Origin of the sequence: Aminobacter sp. SR38, assembly GCF_014843375.1 — a bacterium.
GTDB classification, from domain to species: Bacteria; Pseudomonadota; Alphaproteobacteria; order Rhizobiales; family Rhizobiaceae; genus Aminobacter; species Aminobacter ciceronei.
In genome coordinates, this window is record NZ_CP062113.1 from 167,294 (window position 1) to 182,845 (window position 15,552).

Annotated in this window: 16 protein-coding genes; 4 read left to right on the forward strand and 12 right to left on the reverse strand. The window is 65.1% G+C overall.

Features of this window, described 5'->3' with window-relative positions:
* The first annotated feature begins 15 nt into the window (after window positions 1-15).
* The 4 genes from IG197_RS28710 (at window position 16) to pta (ending at window position 5,364) form a co-directional block, all read left to right on the forward strand.
* A complete protein-coding gene (locus tag IG197_RS28710) occupies window positions 16-1,416 on the forward strand; it encodes an FAD-binding oxidoreductase (protein WP_192320504.1) in 1,401 nt (466 codons plus the stop codon).
* A gap of 68 nt (window positions 1,417-1,484) precedes the next feature.
* Window positions 1,485-3,260, forward strand: a complete 1,776-nt coding sequence (gene xsc / locus IG197_RS28715; protein ID WP_192320506.1) for a sulfoacetaldehyde acetyltransferase — start codon at window positions 1,485-1,487, stop codon at window positions 3,258-3,260.
* Window positions 3,261-3,334: 74 nt separating this feature from the next.
* Window positions 3,335-4,366 (forward strand): YeiH family protein, encoded by a 1,032-nt coding sequence (locus tag IG197_RS28720; protein WP_067967443.1) that lies wholly within the window; start codon window positions 3,335-3,337, stop codon window positions 4,364-4,366.
* Window positions 4,366-5,364 carry a phosphate acetyltransferase gene (gene pta / locus IG197_RS28725; RefSeq protein WP_192320508.1) on the forward strand — a complete coding sequence of 333 codons (999 nt, stop codon included), beginning with the start codon at window positions 4,366-4,368 and terminating at the stop codon, window positions 5,362-5,364. Before IG197_RS28720 ends, pta begins: the two co-directional genes overlap by 1 nt.
* Before the next feature lie 30 nt (window positions 5,365-5,394).
* On the opposite strand, the gene IG197_RS28730 is transcribed toward pta, so the two are convergent.
* The 12 genes from IG197_RS28730 to urtB form a co-directional block, all read right to left on the reverse strand.
* Window positions 5,395-6,108, reverse strand: a complete 714-nt coding sequence (locus IG197_RS28730; protein ID WP_192320510.1) for an XRE family transcriptional regulator — start codon at window positions 6,106-6,108, stop codon at window positions 5,395-5,397.
* 68 nt (window positions 6,109-6,176) lie between these two features.
* Window positions 6,177-6,779, reverse strand: a complete 603-nt coding sequence (locus tag IG197_RS28735) for a HupE/UreJ family protein (protein ID WP_192320512.1) — start codon at window positions 6,777-6,779, stop codon at window positions 6,177-6,179.
* Window positions 6,780-6,824: 45 nt separating this feature from the next.
* Complete coding sequence (locus tag IG197_RS28740) at window positions 6,825-7,703, reverse strand: urease accessory protein UreD (protein ID WP_192320514.1); 879 nt, start codon at window positions 7,701-7,703, stop codon at window positions 6,825-6,827.
* On the reverse strand, window positions 7,700-8,326 hold the full coding sequence (gene ureG, locus IG197_RS28745) for an urease accessory protein UreG (protein ID WP_246341083.1): 627 nt from the start codon (window positions 8,324-8,326) through the stop codon (window positions 7,700-7,702). Before ureG ends, IG197_RS28740 begins: the two co-directional genes overlap by 4 nt.
* A 25-nt stretch (window positions 8,327-8,351) precedes the next feature.
* Window positions 8,352-10,064 (reverse strand): urease subunit alpha, encoded by a 1,713-nt coding sequence (ureC, locus tag IG197_RS28750; RefSeq protein WP_192320516.1) that lies wholly within the window; start codon window positions 10,062-10,064, stop codon window positions 8,352-8,354.
* A 14-nt stretch (window positions 10,065-10,078) separates the two neighbouring features.
* Complete coding sequence (locus IG197_RS28755; protein WP_192320518.1) at window positions 10,079-10,774, reverse strand: urease subunit beta; 696 nt, start codon at window positions 10,772-10,774, stop codon at window positions 10,079-10,081.
* Between the two features lie 12 nt (window positions 10,775-10,786).
* A complete protein-coding gene (locus IG197_RS28760; RefSeq protein WP_192320520.1) occupies window positions 10,787-11,470 on the reverse strand; it encodes an urease accessory protein UreF in 684 nt (227 codons plus the stop codon).
* Window positions 11,467-11,919, reverse strand: coding sequence for an urease accessory protein UreE (gene ureE / locus IG197_RS28765; RefSeq protein ID WP_067967417.1), 453 nt, complete (start codon window positions 11,917-11,919; stop codon window positions 11,467-11,469). Before ureE ends, IG197_RS28760 begins: the two co-directional genes overlap by 4 nt.
* 51 nt (window positions 11,920-11,970) lie before the next feature.
* Window positions 11,971-12,666 (reverse strand): urea ABC transporter ATP-binding subunit UrtE, encoded by a 696-nt coding sequence (gene urtE, locus IG197_RS28770; protein WP_067967414.1) that lies wholly within the window; start codon window positions 12,664-12,666, stop codon window positions 11,971-11,973.
* The gene (gene urtD, locus IG197_RS28775; protein WP_192320522.1) at window positions 12,659-13,453 is read right to left on the reverse strand and encodes an urea ABC transporter ATP-binding protein UrtD; all 795 of its coding nucleotides are present in this window, start codon (window positions 13,451-13,453) and stop codon (window positions 12,659-12,661) included. Before urtD ends, urtE begins: the two co-directional genes overlap by 8 nt.
* Before the next feature lie 3 nt (window positions 13,454-13,456).
* Window positions 13,457-14,617: an urea ABC transporter permease subunit UrtC gene (urtC, locus tag IG197_RS28780; RefSeq protein WP_192320524.1), complete on the reverse strand. Its 1,161-nt coding sequence runs from the start codon at window positions 14,615-14,617 to the stop codon at window positions 13,457-13,459.
* Between the two features lie 25 nt (window positions 14,618-14,642).
* Window positions 14,643-15,533: an urea ABC transporter permease subunit UrtB gene (urtB, locus tag IG197_RS28785; protein ID WP_154384471.1), complete on the reverse strand. Its 891-nt coding sequence runs from the start codon at window positions 15,531-15,533 to the stop codon at window positions 14,643-14,645.
* Window positions 15,534-15,552: the final 19 nt, after the last annotated feature.

Genomic DNA, 15,552 nt, shown 5'->3' on the forward strand with positions numbered 1-15,552 from the left:
GGGAGGACCACGTCAATGGAACATCAACTCTTGAGGTCCGCGGCACAACGTCTGCCGTTCGATCCGGCCTATGACCCGGTCCATGCACCAAACCCGGGCGCCGGCAAGGACTACGCGCCGACCTACTGGATCGCCACCGCCGGCCCGCAGCCGCAAGACGACGGCCCCGTCACGCAGGACATCGACGTCGATGTCGCCATCATCGGCTCGGGCTATACCGGCCTGTCCTGTGCCATTCATCTGGCCAAGGAGCACGGCATCAAGGCGACGGTGCTGGAAGCAAATGGCGTCGCCTGGGGCTGCTCGACCCGCAATGGCGGCCAGGCGCAGATTTCGGCCGGCCGGCTCAAGCGTTCGCAGTGGATCGAGCGCTGGGGCGTCGACGTCGCCAGGAAAATGCATGTCGAGATAGCGGAAGCCTTCGACCTGTTTCGCGACCTGATCAGCCAGCCCGAGATCGACTGCGATCCTCAGGATGGCGGCCATCTCTACATCGCCCATCGCGACAAGGTTCTGCCGGCGCTGGAAAAGGAAACGCGCCTGCTCAACGACATCTTCGGCTACCGCGCCCGCATGGTCGGCCGCGACGAGGTCCACAGCGATTTCGTTCGCGACGCCGAAGCCAAGGGCGCGATGTACGAGCCCGACGGCATGGGCATCCATGCCGCCAAGCTCGCCTTCGGCTATCTCAGGCTGGCCCGCAAGCTGGGTGCGAAAGTGCACACCTCAAGCCCGGTCCTCGGCAGCGAAATCAAGGGCGGCATACATCACCTGCGCACGCCGGGCGGCATCGTCAGGGCGCGCGCAGTCTGCATCGCCACCGCCGGCTACACCTCGCCCGGCCTGCACGAGCTGACGCGCCACCGGCTGATGCCGATCCTGTCCAACTCGATCGTGACGCGGCCGCTGACGGACAGCGAGCGCGAGACGCTGAACTTCCAGACCCGCATCCCGCTCACCGACACACGCACGCTGCGCCACTACTACCGGATGCTGCCCGACGGGCGTGTGCAGATCGGCAGCCGCAGCGCCATCACGGGGCGGGACGCAGTCAATGCAAGTCACCTCGACCGTCTGCTCGAAGGGCTCTACCGCAAGTTTCCGATCCTGCGCGGCATCGATGTAGACTACTCCTGGTGGGGCTGGGTCGACGTCAGCCACGACATGATGCCCCGCATCTTCCGGCCCGATCCCAAGCAACAGCTGTTCTACGCCATGGGCTATGGCGGCAACGGCGTCATGTACTCGGCCCAGGCCGGCCGCCGCATGGCCCAGATGGTCGCCGGCAAGGGCGGCGAACTCGACCTGCCGATCTTCACCTCCCCGTTGCCCAGCCACGGGTTGCTGACACCGTTTCGGCGCCTCGGCCAGTGGGGAATGTACCGCTGGTATTACCTCAAGGACGAAATCCTCTAGCGCATCGGCCCGAAAATCGGACCCGACTCCCAAGACCAGACCTGCCCCCATCGAAAGGAACCCAGAAAATGAAAATGACCACCGAAGAAGCTTTCGTCAAAGTCTTGCAGATGCACGGCATCGAGCATGCCTTCGGCATCATCGGCTCGGCCATGATGCCGGTGTCGGACCTGTTCCCCAAGGCCGGCATCAAGTTCTGGGACTGCGCGCATGAGACCAATGCCGGCATGATGGCCGACGGCTTCAGCCGCGCCACCGGCACCATGTCCATGGCCATCGGCCAGAACGGCCCGGGTGTGACGGGCTTCATCACCGCGATGAAAACGGCCTACTGGAACCACACGCCGCTGCTCATGGTCACGCCGCAGGCAGCCAACAAGACCATCGGCCAGGGCGGCTTCCAGGAAGTCGACCAGATGGCGATGTTCGAGGAGATGGTCTGCTACCAGGAAGAGGTGCGGGATCCCTCACGTATTCCCGAGGTGCTGAACCGCGTCATCGAGAAGGCCTGGCGCGGTTGCGCCCCAGCGCAGATCAACATCCCGCGCGACTTCTGGACCCATGTCATCGACGTCGACCTGCCCTCAATCGTGCGTTTCGAGCGCCCGGCCGGTGGCCCGCAGGCGATCACGGAAGCAGCGCGCCTGCTGTCGGAAGCAAAGTTCCCGGTCATCCTGAACGGAGCCGGTGTCGTCATCGGCAACGCCATCAACGAATCCATGGCGCTGGCCGAGCGTCTCGACGCGCCGGTCTGCTGCGGTTACCAGCACAATGACGCCTTCCCCGGCAGCCACCGTCTCGCCGCAGGACCGCTCGGCTACAACGGCTCGAAGGCAGCGATGGAGCTGATCGCCAAGGCAGACGTGGTGTTGGCGCTCGGCACCCGCCTCAACCCGTTCTCGACCTTGCCCGGCTACGGCATCGACTACTGGCCGAAGAATGCCGCGATCATCCAGGTCGACATCAATGCCGATCGCATCGGTCTGACCAAGAAGGTTTCCGTCGGCATCTGCGGCGACGCCAAGCAGGTCGCCCGCCAGATCCTCGAGCAACTGACGCCCTCGGCCGGCAACGAAGGCCGCGAGCAGCGCAAGGCGGCGATCCACCAGAACCGCTCGGCCTGGCTGCAGCAGCTGTCGTCGATGGACCACGAAGAGGACGACGTCGGCACCGAATGGAACGCCAGCGCCCGCCTGCGCGAGGCCGACCGCATGTCGCCACGCCAGGCCTGGCGTGCGATCCAGGCGGCCCTGCCCAAGGAAGCGATCATCTCCACCGACATCGGCAACAACTGCGCCATCGGCAACGCCTATCCGAGCTTCGAACAGGGCCGGAAATATCTCGCACCGGGCATGTTCGGCCCTTGCGGCTATGGCTTCCCGTCGATCGTCGGCGCCAAGATCGGCTGCCCCGACGTGCCGGTGGTCGGCTTCGCCGGAGATGGCGCTTTCGGCATCTCGATGAACGAGATGGGTGCGATCGGCCGTGAAGGCTGGCCGGCGATCACCATGGTGATCTTCCGCAACTACCAGTGGGGCGCGGAAAAGCGGAACACCACGCTGTGGTATTCCAACAACTTCGTCGGCACCGAACTCAATCCTAACCTCAGCTACGCGAAGGTGGCCGATGGCTGTGGTCTCAAGGGCGTCGTCGTCGACACCACGGCCAAGCTGACCGAGGCGCTGGCCAAGGCCATCGACGATCAGGCCAAGGGCATCACCACCTTCGTCGAGGTCATCCTCAACCAGGAACTGGGCGAGCCCTTCCGCCGTGACGCGATGAAGAAGCCGGTGCCGGTGGCTGGCATCGACCGCGCCGACATGCGCCCGCAACAGCGCGCCTGACGTCGCAACAAGGCCGCCTGCCCGGTTCGCCGGGCGGGCGGGACGCCAACGTTTCATGATCCGGGAATGATTGAATGAACACCGCCGCTGCGACACAACGCTTCAATGGCCTGCCTTCGGTGGTGCAGGTCTACTGGCCCGGCCTTGCCGTCACCGCTGCGGTGGCGATCGCGGCACAGTTCCTCTCCGATCATTACGGCGCACCGGCGATGCTGATGGCACTGCTGCTCGGCATTGCTTTCCACTTCCTGTCCGAGGAAGGCCGCTGCGTCGCCGGCATCGACTTCTGCGCCAAGAAAGTATTGCGAATCGGTGTCGCCCTGCTCGGCATGCGCATCAGCGTCGATTTGCTGATCGGGCTTGGCGCCAGCACCATCCTGCTTCTGGTTGCCGCCATCGCCGCGACCATCCTGTTCGGCCTCGCCGCCGCCAAACTTCTCGGCCGCGGCTGGCGCCTTGCCCTCATTACCTCCGGCTCGGTCGCCATCTGCGGCGCCTCGGCCGCCATGGCAATCGCCGCAGTATTACCCAAGAACGAGTTCTCCGAGCGCAACCTGATCTTCACCGTGCTGTCGGTGACGGTGCTGTCGACACTCGCCATGATCTTCTACCCGATGATCGCCCAGGCCATCGGCCTCGACGCGCGCGCCACCGGCATCTTCTTCGGCGGCACCATCCACGACGTCGCTCAGGTCGTCGGCGCCGGTTTTTCGGTCTCGCCAGAGGCGGGTGAGACGGCGACGCTGGTCAAGCTCATCCGGGTCACCATGCTGGCACCGGTCGTGCTGATCTTTTCGCTCGCCACCCGCAATGTCGGCTCGGTCGGCGAGAGCGGCAAGCGCCCGCCGCTGCTGCCCGGTTTCGTCATCGCCTTCCTCATTCTCGCCGCCATCAACTCCTTCGGCCTCATTCCGGAGGCGGTGTCGAAGGTCGGCATGGAGACGTCGCGCTGGGCCCTGCTCGCCGGTATCGTCGCCGTCGGCATGAAGACCTCATTACGCCGTGTGCTCGACGTCGGCGGCGACGCGGTCGCCCTTATCGTCGCCGAGACCATCTTCATCGGCCTCTTCATCCTCGCTGGCATCTATTATCTGGGGCACGCCTGATGAAACCGCTGGAACGCATCCTCGCCACGGCGAAACAGGCCCCCAAGCGCATCGTTCTCCCCGAAGGCGAGGACCCGCGTATCGTCGAAGCTGCGATCCGGGCCAGCCACGAGGGCGTCGCCGAGATCACGCTGGTCGGCAACCGCGGCATCATCGAACAGGCACTTGCGGACGCCGGCGCGAGCCAACTCGATCTCCGTATTGAAGACCCCGTTTCCTCCGCGCTGGCGTCGCGCCTCGCCAATGCCTATTTCGAGCTCCGCAAGACCAAGGGTGTCGACGAAGCCTCGGCTGTCGAGGCGCTGCGCTCACCCCTTGTCTTTGCCGCCATGATGGTGCGAGAAGGCGAGGCCGACGGCACCGTCGGCGGCGCTGTCGCGACCACTGCCGATACCGTGCGGGCGGCCTTGCAGACGATCGGCAAGGCGCCGGGCGTCGGGCTGGTGTCGAGCTTCTTCCTGATGATGCTGTGCCAACCCCATCACGCCAAGAAGGGCGCCTTCGTCTTCGCCGACTGCGGCCTGGTGGTCGATCCCGATGCCGCCGGCCTCGCCGACATCGCCCGCATGTCCGCCCGCTCCTACCAGGCGCTCGCCGGCGCACCGGCCAAGGTGGCGATGCTGTCGTTCTCGACCAATGGCAGTGCTGCCCACGAGCGCGTCTCCAAGGTGGTCGAGGCAACCCGGCTGGCACACGCCGCCGATCCCGACCTCGTCATCGACGGCGAGCTGCAGTTCGACACTGCCTTCGTCGAAGCCGTCAGCGCCTCCAAGGCGCCCAATTCGGCGCTGCATGGCGAAGCCAACGTCTTCGTCTTCCCCAATCTCGACGCCGCCAACATCGGCTACAAGATCGCCCAGCGCATCGGCGGCGCCGACGCCATCGGCCCGATCCTCCAGGGCCTGGCCAAGCCGGCCAACGACCTCTCTCGCGGCTGCACGGCAGAGGACGCCTTTCACATGATCGCGGTGACGGTGGTCCAGGCGCAGGTCCGGTAAGGGGACCACCGACGCCAGCCATGTGGCAAGTCAGTCTTCTCCGCCCTGCGGGTAAGAGATGATCGACAGAAACCTTATCGGCAGCTTTGTCAGTTGTTCGGGACCGTGTGGGGTGTCGGCTTCGAAGAACAAGCTGTCGCCGGGCGACATGTGATAGAGCGTTGAGCCGTGGCGATAGGTGATCTCGCCCTCGAGCAGATAGAGGAATTCCATACCCGCGTGCTGGAACAGCGGGAAGGTGTCGGTGTGGCTGGTCAAGGTGATGAGATAGGGCTCGACGGAGACAGTGCTGGATGACGAGCCGATGTAGCCGAGCAGATTGTAATGGTGGCCGGCGCGGGTACCGCGCCGCTCCACCTCGACGCCTGTGCCCGCCCGGACGAAGACCGCGCTGCGCTCGTCCTCGAAGCTTCTGAGCAGCGCGGTCATCGGTACGCCAAGCGCCTGGGACAGGGCCTGCAACGTGGTCAGCGACGCCGAGATGACACCGTTTTCGATTTTCGACATCATACCGACCGAGATGTTTGCCGCCCCCGCAAGCTCGGTTGCCGTCATGCCGCGGCGCTTGCGGCAGGCCCGTACCTCGCGCCCGATCGCGGCCTGCAGGTCGTTCTCGCTGGGTGCCCGGACCGCGTGAGGATCCTGCTGAAGTGCAGCCGGCGCGGCCGTCCTGGCGAATGCCGTAGCTCCGCGCGCAAGGAAGCCCGCGGCGCGAGCCGGACGCGTGAGAACTGAACTGCTCATCCTGGCACCTCGTTGCTTTTAAGCCTGCAGCCGCCGCCCTGTGGGGGCGGCCGCTGAAACTGCCTGTCTCAGACGAGGCCGGTCACCACGCCTATACCGGCGAAAGCGGCTAGCGCGCCAAGCGAACGGACCACGACCGCTCCACGTACGCCGGCCTTGCCGTCGAGAGCCAGGCCGAAGCCAAGTCCGGCCGCGTGCAGCATCGCCGTCGCCAGCACAAAGCCTGCGCCATAGGCCAGACCGCTGGCACTTTCGGGCATCTCGGCGCCGTGGGCATAGCCATGGAAGACCGCGAAGAAGCCGACCAGCGCCATGGCCGCTGCCACTCCGGCGCGCAGGTTGAAGGCAACGACACCACCGAGAACGACGATCGACAGGCCGATGCAGAGTTCGACGAACGGCACGGCAATGCCGGCAAGACCAAGTGCGCCACCCACGATCATCACGGACACGAAGCTTGCCGGAACGAGCCAGCGGGCCCGGCCGCCCAGCTGGGCGGCAAAGAGCCCAACCATCACCATGGCGAGCACATGGTCGAGCCCGCCGAGCGGGTGGACAAAGCCGTGGGCGAAACCTTCGACATGGCCGATGCCGGTGTGGGCACTGGCGAGACCGGGCGCCAGTAAGAAGGCGGCCAGTGCCGCTGTCCGAATGAGAGATTTGCTGTTCATGATCCTGTTCCTTTCATCATTCACAGATCAGATGCGAATTGGTCGTCATTTGCGCCGCCGCGCAGGTTGCTGTCCGAAGGACGCAACCACGGCGAGCGCAAAGAGATCTTCGGCGATGGTGCGCGCTGCGATCGCGTCCGCCGCCAGGCAGCGCACGCCCCAGCCTGCTCCATTGGGCAGCGCGGTGATGCCGGCGACCTGGCGTTCCGCTCGACCGAGGCCGGCGAGCTCATCGACAGTTGGCAGCCGGTCAGGCGCGCCAACGAGCATGAAACTGGACACGACTTTCCATGCGCCGACGGGCGAAGTGGGTCCGGCAAGGTCCGCTCCGGCGATGTCAAGATTGTCACGCACGAGCAGCCGTCCGTCGGCGTCCCGAATCTCGACCTTCGCCTCCAACTTCTCGAACGGACGGTTGCGCGCTTGCGGGTCGTGCAGGGCGAAGGCGTCGGACAGCAACAGCACCGCACCGGGCGCGAGCCGGGCCTGGGTGATGTTCGAACACGCGGCACCGGGAAACAGCACCAGCGGATCGGGGGTCAGCGCCAGGAACGCCCCTTCTTGCAGCACGATCTCCGTCGTCTGGCGAGCGACCTGGCCATAACAGTCGTGAACGACCGTGGCCGCCTGGGTGGTGACGTGGCCGGCGGCGCCCGTCCCAACATCGAAGCGGCTCGAAAGCCTGTCGTCCCGGTAGAGCCCGCCCGAGGAAGACTGCTGGTAGACGGTGAGCAGGGACGGGATGGCAACATCGAGTGCAAACGGCCGCGTCATGTGGAACGGGTAGGAGACGTACTGGTGCCCGATATGCGTACGCGCGCCATGACGGGACAGCGACAGCTCGAAGCGGCCGTTGCGCGCCCCGGCCTGGCGCGGATGCGGCGTGGCATGCTCGGGGCGCAGTTGTGGCCAGTGGCTGGTCATCTGAACAACACGTCCGAGAGGATGCGGTCGGCGATCGTGTCGACCCCTTCATTGCTGCGGCAGTTTGTGAGCGCCATCGGCCGGCCGGCGCGCGCGGTGGCAGCCTGTGCTGCCATCGCCGCGAGGTCGACGCCGACATAAGGGGCAAGGTCGGTCTTGTTGACGACCAGCAGATCGCATTTGAGCACGCCGGGGCCGTTCTTGCGCGGAATGTCATCGCCGCCGGCAACATCGATGACGAACATCCACCAGTCGACGAGGTCGAGCGAAAAGGTCGAGGCGAGATTGTCGCCGCCGCTTTCGATCAGGATCAGCTCGACATCCGGGAACAGCGCCTCGAGATCGTCGGCGGCGGCGATGTTGAGGGTGGGATCCTCGCGAATGACGGTGTGCGGGCACGCGCCCGCCTCGACAGCCGCGACGCGTGCCGGGTCGATCAGGCCCGAGCGGCGGATGCGCTCGGCGTCCTCGGCGGTGACAAGGTCGTTGGTGACGATCGCCAGCGACACGCCGCGCGCCGCAAAGGCCGGGATCAGCCGTTCGATCAACGCGGTCTTGCCGGAGCCGACGGGACCGCCGATGCCGATGCGGGCGGCGCCGACGCGCGAGGGAGGCGGATTCATTGAGGTCGTCCTGGTGTCCATGATGTCACCTCAGCATGTAGCGTTGGGTCAACGGCAACTCGTAGGCCGGCTCGCATGTCGCCAGCTCACCATCGACAAAGACGTCGAAGGTCTGCGGATCGACGCGGATGTTGGGACAGGCGTCATTGTGCAGCATGTCCTTCTTCGACAGGGTGCGATTGCCGCGTGAGGGCAGCAATGCCTTCTTCAAATCGAGCGTCGCGGCCAGTCCGCGCTCGATGGCGAGCGGATTGACGAAGCATGCCGACAGTGCCTGCTTGGCCCGGCCGAAGGCGCCCCATTGCGGCCGCAGGAGCAGCGGCTCGCAGGTCATCAGCGAAGCAGCGCTGTCGCCCATGGCGCCCCAGGCGATGAAGCCGCCCTTGATGACGAGTTCCGGTTTGATGCCGAAGAAGGCCGGCCGCCAGATCACGATGTCGGCCATCTTGCCGTCTTCGAGCGAGCCGACATGTTCCGCGATGCCGAAGGTGCGCGCGGCATTGATGGTGTATTTGGCGACATAGCGCTTGATGCGCTCATTGTCGCCGAAACGCGTCGCCTCCTCGGGCAAGCGGCCACGCTGCTTCTTCATCTTGTCGGCCAATTGCCAGGTCCGGCAGATCACCTCGTTGATGCGGCCCATGCCCTGGCTGTCGGAGCCAAGCATCGAGATCGCGCCGATGTCATGGAGGATGTCCTCGGCGGCAATGGTCTGGGCGCGGATTCGGCTTTCGGCAAAGGCGACATCCTCTGGGATGGCCGGGTTGAGATGATGGCACACCATCGTCATGTCGAGATGTTCGTCGAAAGTGTTGATCGTGTAGGGGTTGGTCGGGTTGGTCGACGACGGCAGGCACCACGGCACGCCGGCGACGCTGATGATGTCGGGCGCATGCCCGCCCCCTGCCCCCTCGGTATGGTACATGTGGATGGTGCGGCCGTTGATGGCGGCGAGCGTATCCTCGAGGAAGCCGGACTCGTTGAGCGTGTCGGTGTGGATCTGGACCGGGAAATCGAGCTCGTCGGCCACCGTCAGGCAGGTGTCGATCGAGGCCGGCATGGTGCCCCAGTCCTCGTGCAGCTTGAGGCCGAGGCAGCCGGTCTCGATCTGCTCGACGAGCGACGCAGGCCGGTGCGAATTGCCGCGGCCGAGGAAGCCGAAATTGATCGGCCAGTGCTCGGCCGCCTGCAGCATCTTGCCGACGTTGAACGGGCCGCCGCAGTCGATGCCGACAGTAATCGGACCCAGCGAGCCGCCGAGCATGGTGGTGATGCCGGAGGCGATTGCATGGTCGCAGAGCTGTGCGCTGTCAAAATGGACATGGACGTCGAGCGCACCGGCAGTTGCGATCAGGCCTTCGCAGTCGCGCACGGTGGTCGCCGCCGAGACGATGAGGCGCGGGTCGACGCCGTCCATGGTGGCCAGATTGCCGGCCTTGCCGATGCCGACGATCTTGCCGTCACGGATGCCGAGATCGCCCTTGACGATGCCGACGACGGCATCGATCACCGTGACGTTGCACAACAGGAAGTCGAGCGCGCCTTCGGCGCTGGTGACGCCGGCGGCGAGGCCGGCGCCGTCGCGCAGCGTCTTGCCGCCGCCATGCAGGCATTCGTCGCCATAGACGGCGAAATCCTTTTCGACGACGGCGACGAGCGAGGTGTCGCCGAGACGGAAGCCATCACCGGTGGTTGGGCCATACATTGCCGCATAGTCGCGGCGTGACAGGGTTGCCATGATCGTTCCTCCCCTCAGGCGCCGCGGAAGCCGCGGGCGCGGGCATTTTCAAGAGCCGCGGCCTTGGCCGCCGGATCGTCGGCCGAGCCGTTCGACAGTCCGTTGAGGCCGGAAAGCTGCTGCTGTCCGCCAAAGGTGGTCAGCGGCACGTCCTTCTCCTGACCCGGCTCGAAGCGAACGGCGGTACCGGCGGCGATGTCGAGACGCATGCCGAAGGCAGCCGCCCGGTCGAAGTCGAGCGCCTTGTTGACCTCGAAGAAATGATAGTGACTGCCGATCTGCACCGGCCGGTCACCGGTGTTGACGACCTTCAGCGTCAGCTTGCGGCGTCCGGCATTGATCTCGATGTCGCCATCCTCGGCGACGATTGCCCCAGGTTCGACGTCGTCGGCCGCTGCACCCGCCGCCGGGCGCAGCGGCTCATGCACGGTGACCAGCTTGGTGCCGTCCCGGAACGTCGCCTCGACCTGCAGCATCGGCAGCATTGCCGCGATCCCGGGCATGACATCGGCCTGGGTCAGGATGGCCGAGCCGATCGACATCATCTCGGCGACCGAGCGCCCTTCCCTGGCACCTTCGAGGATCTCGTCGGTGATGATCGCCACCGCTTCGGGATAGTTGAGCAGGAGCCCCTTGGCCCGCCGCTTGCGCGCCAGTTCGGCCGCCGTATAGATCGTCAGGCGCTCGAGTTCGGTCGGTGTCAGCAACATCGTGGGTACTCCTCAATTCGAAAACAGGCGCTGGCCCGAAGCGCCATGCATGGCGACCGCGATCTCGCAGAGCGGCGTGAACGACCGCAGCGGTTCGTCGTCGCCGACAGGCAAGCGGGCCGCGGCCTCGATGGCAGGCAAAACGCGTGCGACAACCTTCTGGGCGTCGATGGCGCCGATCACGCCAAGCCGCACGGCGGCAGTCGAAAGCGACGCCACCATCTGGTAACCGCCGATCGCTACGGCACTCGCCTCGTCAAGGTCGAGCGCCTGCCAGGCGAGGCCCTGGACGACCGGCAGGTGGCCGCAGGCTTCGCCCTTGCGGACCATGGCGCGATAGGCGGCAGCGCCGCAGGTTCCGATCCGCTCATGCGTGGTCAGAAGCGCCATGCCGTTGCGGCACGAGCCCAAGCGCAGCCCCTCGACGAAGGTCGAGGCCTCGACCTCGCGGTCGAGCTCGGCCAACGCCTCGAGATCGCCGCCGAGCCGGTGGGCCCGAACCAGCGCGACACGGTCGGCATCGGCCCAGCGATGGCGGATCTGGATGTCGACGAAAGCAGCGAAGTCGAAGGCACCCAGTTTTCCGGCAAGCGTGGACGAGGCCTCCAGCCCCTGCGAGAAGGCAAAGCCGCCGGAAGGGAACTGCCCGTCTGCATGCTGCAGGGCGACGAGCAGATGTGCCGATGGAACGCTCATTCGGCCTCCTCGGTCATCTCGACGCGGCCGCCCGAGATGAGCGGCTCGATGCGCGCGGCGTAGGCCGTGGCCGGACCGTCCTGGGCGACGAGCAGATCCTCGCCGTCGAAACGCACCCGCCAGTGCAGGTTGCCAGCGTGATAGCCGAGTTCAAGCGCGTCGCTTGCCGAACGCGGCGTGAATCTCAGCCAGCGCTGCTCGCCAGCGCGTACGATCACGGCGCGATGATGGTCGAGCACCAGCACGGCGCCGTCATGCAGTTTCTGGTCGCGCGGCAAGGTGATCGCCACCTCCTCACCCTTGTCGGTTCGCGCCATCAGCCGCCGGCGGTCGAGATCGCCGACGGCCACCGTCACGAACTCCACGGCGTGGTGGTGTTCGAGATGATGGATCGCCTCATGCATTGCCGGATCGCTTCGGCTGCCAAGCACGCCTTCAACTCGGAGCATCTCAAAATCCTTTCTGCGCTTGACGTTTCGGGCCGCCGGTCGCGTTCGCCGCTAGAGGCCCATATGCTTGTGGATCAGTTCATTGCTGAGATCAGTGGTGTCGCCGGCCGCCGCGATCTGTCCCTTTTCGAGGATGGCGAAGCGGTGCGCCGCGGTTCGGGCAAAACGTATCTTCTGCTCGACCAGGATGATGGTCAGGCCATGGTCCCGGTTAAGCGACACGATGGCCTCTTCGATGTGCTCGACGATGTTGGGCTGGATGCCCTCGGTCGGCTCGTCGAGAACCAGGATGCTGGGGTCGGTGGCAAGCGCGCGGGCAATGGCCAGTTGCTGCTGCTGTCCGCCCGAGAGGTTGGTACCGCGCCGGTGGAGGTGATCCTTCAGGAACGGAAACAGCGTCCAGACCAGCGGCGGCACCGACGTCTGGCCGTCGGCGCGGGCGTTGCAGCCGAGCAGTATGTTGTCGAGCACGCTGAGCCCGGGCACGATCTCGCGCCCCTGCGGCACGTAGCCGATGCCGCGCCGTGCCCGCTGGTAGGTCAGGTCGCCGCTGATGTCGGCGCCTTCGAACTCGATGGCGCCTTTGGTCTGCACGCCGATGCCGAGCAGGCTGCGCAGCAGCGTCGTCTTGCCGACGCCGTTGCGGCCCATGATGCAGAAGACCTCACCCTCGCGGATTTCAAGGTTGAGATCGTGGATGATGTGGCTCGTTCCGTAGAACGCGTTGAGGTCTTTGAACTTAAGCATGGCTGAGTGTCGCCGATCCCAGATAGGCCTCTATCACTGCGGGGTTGCGTTCGATTTCCTCGGCCGTCCCCTCGGCGAGCACAGCCCCCTGGTGCATCACGGTGATGGTCCGGCAGATGCGGCGGACGAAGGCCATGTCGTGCTCGATCACCAACACGGTGTGACCGCCGGCGAGATCGAGCAAAAGCTCCGCCGTCTTGTCGGTTTCGGCCGCCGTCATGCCGGCGGCCGGCTCGTCGAGCAGGATGATCTTGGGTTCCTGGCTCAGCACCATCGCCAGTTCGAGCCATTGCAGCTGGCCGTGCGACAGCTCCGAGGCCTTGCGCTTCATCGAGCCGAGAAGCCCGGTACGTTCGGCAACCGCTACCTCCTTGTCGCTCGGCCTCCCTTTCACCCGCTCGAACAGGTTCTCGAAGACGCGGACACGGCGATTGCTCGCAACCTGCAGGTTTTCCAGCACCGTCATGTCCTTGAACACCGTCGGCGTCTGAAACTTGCGACCGAGGCCGCTGCGGGCGATTGCGGCCTCGCCGATGCCGGTGATGTTGCGGTCGCGCAGCCAGATCTCGCCTTCGGACGGCAGCGTCTTGCCGCACAGGAGATCCAGCAAGGTCGACTTGCCGGCGCCGTTAGCGCCGATGATCACCCTGAGCTCGCCATCGGCGATCGACAGGTCGACGTCGCGCACGGCGGGAAACTCATCGAAGCGCACGGTAAGGTTTTGTGTCCGAAGGATCGGTGCAGTCGACACCGCGCCTGCTTGGGATGGCCTATGAACGGCATTCATCGGTTATGCCTCCCTTGCCGACAGCTCAGACTTGACGAGAAGATCGGCCTTGTCGGGGCGCTCGGTCTTGCCGGAGAGCTTGGCTCCGCCGAGACGCTCAGCCTTGCCGGGACGATCGATGAAAGCCTTGAAGATCCCGGCTATTCCGTTCGGCATGAACAGCACGACGACGACGAAAAGCAGCCCCAGGATGATAGGCCACACCGGCTGGAAAGTCGCGCTTTCGCTGGCCAGCGAGCCGACGAAGTTGACGATCAGCGCTCCGATGCAGGCCCCGAGCAACGAGGCGCGGCCGCCGGTCGCCGCCCAGATCACCATCGAGATGCTGAGCGACGTCGCCATCAGCGACGGCGTGGCGAATTCCGACGTGACCGTGAACAGCATTCCCGCTAGGCCGGCGACGCCGGCCGAGACGCAGAAGATGAAGAGCTTGTAGTTCTCGACGTCGTAGCCGAGATAACGCGCACGCGCCTCGTCCTCACGAATGGCCTTGAGTACCTGGCCGATACGTCCGGTCAGCATGTAGCGGGCGAGCAGGATCACCGCGATCAACGTCAGCGCAACGGCATAGTAGACGCTCGGTCCGTAGGGGTCGAATTCAAAGCCGCCGATCTCAAGCAGCGCAAGGTTCGCCAACCCGTTGAAGCCGCCGGTCAGCGGCTGGTTGTTGATGATGAGCAATTGCCCGATCAGCGCGAAGGCCAGCGTGATGATGCTGACATAGACGCCGGTCGTGCGCCGCTTGAACATGACGTAGCCGATGCCGGCGGCCAGGATGCAGGGCACGACGATGCCCGCAATCATGCCGACCGCCACCGAACGGAACGGGATCCACAGGAACGATCCCGTCGTGACACAGCACAGGTCACGAACCGCATTGGGTTCCATGTTGAGCAGCATCAGCTGCGGCACCGGATTGTTTTCCGGCACGGCAAGCGTCAGCGACATCGCCAGCATGTAGGCGCCCATGCCGAAGAACAGGCCCTGCCCGAGGCTGAGGATGCCGGCATAGCCCCACGACATGCTGATGCCGATCGCGCAGATCGAATAGACCAGATAGATCGCGACGCGGTTGGTCCAGAAGCTGTTGAGCACCAGCGGAAGCGCGAGCACAACGGCGAAGAAGGCGATGTAGGCGATGATGGAAGCGGTGCGGTAAGTCATGCGCTCGTCCATGTTGCAGCCAAGCTCAGCGGCTCTTGGTGACAAAGAGGCCCTGAGGCTTGAAGAGGAGAATGAAGATCACGACGGCAAACAGGACCGTCCGTCCGTAAACGTCGTTTGCCCATGTGGCGACGAAACTCTGGACCTCGCCGAGAATGCCTGCCGAAGCGAAGGTGCCGAGCAGATGACCGACACCGCCGGCGACGACGACAAGGAAGGCGTCGACGACATAGGGCGTGCCCATGTCGGGCGACACGGTCTTGAAGCCGGACACCAGAACTCCCGCGATGCCAGCAAGGCCGGAGCCATAGGCGAAAGCCAGCATGTTGACGCGCTTGTCGTTGATGCCGCAGGCCGCGGCGGTGTTCCGGGCGACCGAAACAGCGCGCAACTGGCTGCCGAAGCGCGTCCTGTACATCACAAGCCAGGTGATGGCGCCGAGCGCCAGCGCGGTGACGAAGACGAAGGCCCTGTAGACCGGGATATTGGCGCCGAACAGTTGAATGGCCTGCTGCAGTTCGGCAGGAACCGGAACGTTCTGCAGGTCGGAGCCCAGACCGTCGATCTCGACGCCGAACAGGCCGAGCCCGAAATGGATTCGGATCAGCTGCTGCAGGATGAGCGCGATCCCCCACGTCGCCAGCAATGTATCGAGCAGTCGGCCGTACAGCCTGCGCACCACGGTGCGTTCGATGATCAGACCGAATGTCGCCGTCACCAGAAACGCCAGCGGCAGGCAGAGATAGATGTTGAAGCCGAGATGCTTGGTCGCCAGCACCGTGGTGTAGGCGCCGATCATCACCATCTCGCCATGGGCGAGATTGATGACGTTCATGGTGCCGTAGATGATCGCCAGGCCAAGGGCGACCATGAACAAGATCGATGCGATACTCAGGCCGATGACAAAGGTTTCCATGCCGCTTCCATCCGCGTTG

Coding starts and splice junctions, on each gene's coding strand:
- pta (WP_192320508.1), top strand. CDS start 4,366: ATGAAACCGCTGGAACGCATCCTCGCCACGGCGAAACAGGCCCCCAAG.
- ureC (WP_192320516.1), bottom strand. CDS start 10,064: ATGGCAACCCTGTCACGCCGCGACTATGCGGCAATGTATGGCCCAACC.
- IG197_RS28760 (WP_192320520.1), bottom strand. CDS start 11,470: ATGAGCGTTCCATCGGCACATCTGCTCGTCGCCCTGCAGCATGCAGAC.
- xsc (WP_192320506.1), top strand. CDS start 1,485: ATGAAAATGACCACCGAAGAAGCTTTCGTCAAAGTCTTGCAGATGCAC.
- urtB (WP_154384471.1), bottom strand. CDS start 15,533: ATGGAAACCTTTGTCATCGGCCTGAGTATCGCATCGATCTTGTTCATG.
- IG197_RS28730 (WP_192320510.1), bottom strand. CDS start 6,108: ATGAGCAGTTCAGTTCTCACGCGTCCGGCTCGCGCCGCGGGCTTCCTT.
- urtD (WP_192320522.1), bottom strand. CDS start 13,453: ATGAATGCCGTTCATAGGCCATCCCAAGCAGGCGCGGTGTCGACTGCA.
- urtE (WP_067967414.1), bottom strand. CDS start 12,666: ATGCTTAAGTTCAAAGACCTCAACGCGTTCTACGGAACGAGCCACATC.
- IG197_RS28735 (WP_192320512.1), bottom strand. CDS start 6,779: ATGAACAGCAAATCTCTCATTCGGACAGCGGCACTGGCCGCCTTCTTA.
- IG197_RS28710 (WP_192320504.1), top strand. CDS start 16: ATGGAACATCAACTCTTGAGGTCCGCGGCACAACGTCTGCCGTTCGAT.
- IG197_RS28720 (WP_067967443.1), top strand. CDS start 3,335: ATGAACACCGCCGCTGCGACACAACGCTTCAATGGCCTGCCTTCGGTG.
- IG197_RS28755 (WP_192320518.1), bottom strand. CDS start 10,774: ATGTTGCTGACACCGACCGAACTCGAGCGCCTGACGATCTATACGGCG.
- ureG (WP_246341083.1), bottom strand. CDS start 8,326: ATGAATCCGCCTCCCTCGCGCGTCGGCGCCGCCCGCATCGGCATCGGC.
- IG197_RS28740 (WP_192320514.1), bottom strand. CDS start 7,703: ATGACCAGCCACTGGCCACAACTGCGCCCCGAGCATGCCACGCCGCAT.
- urtC (WP_192320524.1), bottom strand. CDS start 14,617: ATGACTTACCGCACCGCTTCCATCATCGCCTACATCGCCTTCTTCGCC.
- ureE (WP_067967417.1), bottom strand. CDS start 11,919: ATGCTCCGAGTTGAAGGCGTGCTTGGCAGCCGAAGCGATCCGGCAATG.